Below are 3,930 nucleotides of genomic sequence, written 5' to 3'. Positions count from 1 at the left end.
GCAAGCAGTCTCACTATCAAAGAATTAAGAAAGTGAGAAAATAGAAGCATTTAACTTCTTGTATCTCACCACCTTCTTAACTATAACTTTTCCACCAACTTTAAATCTATCCTTTTAGTATCTTCATCAACTTTTACAATTTCAACTAAAACTTTATCTCCAAGTCTAAACTTCATCTTATCGCCTATAAGTTGATGGTTTTTTTCATCGTATTTGAATTTACCGGGCAGAGAGTCTATCGGAACTAAACCTTCAATTATATATCTTTCTATCTCTATAAATAAACCAAAAGCCATAGCACCTGTAATGATACCTTCAAACTTTTCTCCAACTTTATCTTTGAGAATTCTTAATTTTAAGATGTCTAAGGCGTCTCTTTCTGCATCATCTGCCACCCTTTCTCTTTCTGAGCATTGTTTTGCAATTATATCTAACTTCTTAGGCAATTCTTCCATATCTTTCTTTGTAAATTTCTTTTTGATTGCTTTTTTAAGAAGTCGATGAACCCACACGTCAGCATATCTTCGTATCGGAGATGTAAAGTGAGTATAACATTCTGAAGCAAGGCCAAAGTGTCCTATATTTTCTGGTGAGTATCTTGCCTGCTTCATCGTTCTTAGAGCCAAGAATCTAACCAATGACTCTTCCGGAGTTCCTACTGCCATTTCTATAATTTTTTGAATAAATTTAGAGTCTACATCTTTTTTTGGATACTCTACTTTGTAGCCAAGACCTGCCATTAAATCTACAAATGCCATAACTTTTTCTAATTTTGGTTTTTCATGAACCCTATAGATAAACGGATATCCGTTTTTTTCCATATGTTTAGCGACTGTTTCGTTTGCTATTATCATAAACTCTTCTATAATTCTGTGGGCTAAATGTCTTTCGTAAGGTACAACATCATAAGGATTACCGTATTGGTCAAACAGTATTTGAGACTCCGGCATGTCAAAGTCTATACTTCCTCTTTTTTCTTTGGCTTTCATTAAAATTTCTGCAAGCTCTTTCATATGTTTAAGTGGTTTAACTAAGTATGGAAAAGCTTTTTCAAGCTCCGGCTGTCCAAAGATTATTCCAAGTGCTTGGTCGTATGTAAGCTTTGCTTTACTTTCTATAACGCTTTCATATATATCATACTCAACCACGTTCCCTTTTTTATCTATAAGCATCTCGCATGTGAATGCATACCTTTTTTCGCGAGGTTTTAAACTACAAAGTTGGCTTGCAAGCCTTTCCGGTAGCATATGAAGCGCTCTTTCCGGAAGGTAGTAAGTATTTCCTCTTTGGAATGCTTCTTTATCTATGGCAGAACCTTCTTTAACGTAGTGGGAGACATCAGCAATGTGAACATATAGTCTATATTTATCTCCTTCTTTTTCTATCGCTACTGCGTCGTCATGGTCTCTTGCACTTTCCGGGTCTATGGTAAAACATATCTGTTTTGTTAGGTCTTTTCTATTTTTTGTAATTTTTACAACAGAAGGCAGTTTTTCTGCTTCTTTTAAGGCCTCCGGAGAGTGGGTAAGTGGTAAGTCGTACTTTCTTGCTACTATCTCTGCGACAGTTTGGGTGTTTTTGACTTTTCCAAGGTCTTTTATTATTCTTCCTTTTGCTTCTACTTTTGGCTCTGGATATCTTAAAATTTCAACTACTACGTAGTTATCAAGTTCATATTTTTTTGCTTCTTTTTTATCTACGTATATTTTATGCGGTATTACAAAGTCAAGCAGATAAACAAAATATCTATTACCTTCTTGTTTCAATTTTCCAACGGCTGTTTTTACTCTTCTTTCTAAGACTTTTACAATTTTTGCCTCTTTTTTTCCTCTATAAATCTTTTCTTCTGCTAAGACAATATCTCCATCAAACAAATATCTCATTTCTATAGGTGGAATAAAAAGGTCTGGTTCTCCATCTTCTCTGATTAAAAATCCAAAACCGCTTTCGTGTGCCTCTACTTTTCCTTTTATAAGATTTTCTTTTTCTTGAATTTCTCTTTTTAAGATATAGCCACCATTTTTATAAAGGACAATTTTATTTTTTTGAAGTTTTCTAAGTAGTCTTCTGACTAATTTTTTATCTTCTTTTTTGTCTAAATTAAAGGCTTTTAAAATTTGTTTAAGATAGACAGGTTTTTTTTGATTTTTAAGAAAATCTACGATGGTGGCTTGAGTTATTTCCACTTACTTTTCCCCCAAAACTTTTTCTAAAATATTTACTGCTAAATCTATGTCATCTTTTCGAATTATCAATGGTGGAACAAATCTTAGTGTATTTTTTCCTGCTGTTCCGATTATTAATCCATTTTCTAATGCTTTTTTCATTATCTCTTTTGCTGAAATTTCTTCTGGTAAATCCATGCCTATCATAAGACCTAAACCTTTTACCGGATAACCAAAAGTTTTTAATCTCTCTTTTAAATATTCTCCATTTTCAATAACTTTATCCAAAAATCCATCAGATAATATCTCTTCTAAAACAACCTTAGCTGCAGCTGCTGCTAAATAGTTTCCGCCAAAGGTTGATGCATGGGTACCTGGAACAAATGATTTTGCTATTTCGTCTTTTGCAATGATGGCACCTATAGGAACGCCTCCGCCAAGACCTTTAGCTAATGATATTATATCCGGCTCTATATCGTAGTGCTGGTATGCAAAAAGTTTTCCTGTCCTTCCTATTCCTGTTTGGACCTCATCTACTGTAAATAATATTCCATTTTCTCTACAAAGAGAGTAAAGCTCTTTTATAAACTCTTTATCTGCCGGATTTACGCCACCTTCTCCTTGAACGAGTTCTATCAATACCGCTGCTGTTTTATCGTTTATTAACTGTTTTACAGAGTCTATATCGTTAAACTTTGCATATTTAAACCCTTCTGGTAATGGCTGGAATCCTTCTTGGTATTTTGGCTGAGCTGTTGCTGTAATCGTTGCTAAGGTTCTTCCGTGAAAACTTCCTTCAAAAGTGATTATCTCATATCTGTTTTCTTTTTTATCGTAAAAGTATCTTCTAATGAGTTTTATCAGTGCTTCGTTTGCTTCAGCTCCTGAATTACAGAAAAAAACTTTATCACCGCAGGAGTTTTCAACTAAAATTTTTGCCACTTCATACTGTGGTTTTATGTAAAAAAGGTTTGATACATGAATTATTTCTTTTGCTTGTCTGCAGATACTTTCGGTCAATTTTGGATGGTTATATCCAAGCTGATTTACTGCAATGCCTGACAGCATATCAAGATATTTTTTACCATCTTCATCATACAAATAACATCCTTCACCTTTTACAAAAGAGTAAGGAAGTCTTGCATAATTTGGAAATAGATATTTATCTGCTTCTTCAAAATTCATTCTTATTTCAGACCTCCATTAACTCGTTAATACTTTTAGCCAAAACAGCTTTCATTAAAAATTCGTTTAAAAAATTTACATCATCAGAAGAGGATATTAATTTTTCTACATCTTCAGGAACTTGTCCAAATTTTGCTTTTATTATTCTTTTTATATCATCACGTTTTGCCTCTAATAACCCTTGTTGCAAACCTTGTTGCAAACCTTGTTGCAAACCTTGTTGTAAACCTTGTTGTAGACCTTGTTGTAAGCCTTCTTGGATTGCTTGTTTTTTTGCCAATTTTACTAAATCACCTATGTATGGAAAGTTTTCTACTATTTCTGCATCTAAGGATACTGTGATTGGCATTTTTACTTCCTCCTTTAGGACTTTTTCAAAATCTTTTATTAAGTTATCTCTTAGTCCTAAGATAGTCAATATCTTTGTTATCCAATCGGCTCTTTCCTTTTCTCCTAAGCTGTTTAGTTTTTCTGCTATTTTTTTAAACAGCCTTTCTCTATCTTTTACATTACATAGCGTAGCTATGGCTAAGTCTTCTATTTTGTCGCTGTTTAGAAAAATTTCACAAGGTATATCTCT

General features: G+C 33.4%; 2 protein-coding genes and 1 pseudogene. All 3 read right to left on the bottom strand.

Features of this window, described 5'->3' with window-relative positions; translation table 11 throughout:
* Positions 1 to 80: 80 nt before the first annotated feature.
* Positions 81 to 2,186: a ribonuclease R gene (gene rnr / locus SULYE_RS06775; RefSeq protein ID WP_007547839.1), complete on the bottom strand. Its 2,106-nt coding sequence runs from the start codon at positions 2,184 to 2,186 to the stop codon at positions 81 to 83.
* A complete protein-coding gene (locus SULYE_RS06770) occupies positions 2,187 to 3,350 on the bottom strand; it encodes an aspartate aminotransferase family protein (RefSeq protein WP_007547838.1) in 1,164 nt (387 codons plus the stop codon).
* Positions 3,351 to 3,357: 7 nt separating this feature from the next.
* Positions 3,358 to 3,930, bottom strand: a pseudogene (locus SULYE_RS08425) (flagellar biosynthesis/type III secretory pathway protein); the annotation flags it as partial.

Source organism: Sulfurihydrogenibium yellowstonense SS-5, from assembly GCF_000173615.1.
Taxonomy (GTDB): Bacteria; Aquificota; Aquificia; order Aquificales; family Hydrogenothermaceae; genus Sulfurihydrogenibium; species Sulfurihydrogenibium yellowstonense.
This window is presented reverse-complemented; position numbering and strand designations above follow the sequence as displayed.

What these genes read in the sequence shown, in the direction of transcription:
- SULYE_RS06770 (WP_007547838.1), bottom strand. Translation starts at nt 3,350, where the DNA reads ATGAATTTTGAAGAAGCAGATAAATATCTATTTCCAAATTATGCAAGA.